Raw genomic sequence first — 432 nt, forward strand, 5'->3', positions numbered from 1 at the left:
AACCTAATTAACGGGAATAATTGGCGTTAAACCATACTTTTTTCCAAACTCTTTTTAAGATTAAAAAAACAACAGTTTTTACGTAATAATCAATATCGGAAGTATCAATTTTTTGTGTCATTTCTTCAGGAACATCAATAATATATAAAAGAGTTTTATAAGTATTCGAATCTGTAAGAATTAAATTTTTTATAGCATTAGTCAGTACTTTTTTTAAAGTATCAGGAGGAGTTTTTTCTGAAATTTTTAAATCAGAATTTGCTAAGCCAAAATCTTTAGTAAGCTGTAAAATCAGCTTACTATACAATTCGTTTTCTGCTACATTTATTAATAAATCGTTGCTATTATTGTAAGTTGGTAGCATTTTTAATTCAATTTATATTTAATATGTTGATTTTCTAAAGAACTTAAAAATTCATTAGTTACTTTTAC

At 24.1% G+C, this 432-nt stretch carries 1 protein-coding gene; it reads right to left on the bottom strand.

Annotation, left to right across the window (positions count from 1 at the left end; all coding sequences use genetic code 11):
• Window positions 1-7 precede the first annotated feature (7 nt).
• A complete protein-coding gene (locus FHK88_RS12310; RefSeq protein WP_227431017.1) occupies window positions 8-364 on the bottom strand; it encodes a hypothetical protein in 357 nt (118 codons plus the stop codon).
• Between the last annotated feature and the right edge of the window lie 68 nt (window positions 365-432).

Source organism: Psychrobacter sp. I-STPA6b, assembly GCF_020662265.1.
Lineage (GTDB): Bacteria > Pseudomonadota > Gammaproteobacteria > Pseudomonadales > Moraxellaceae > Psychrobacter.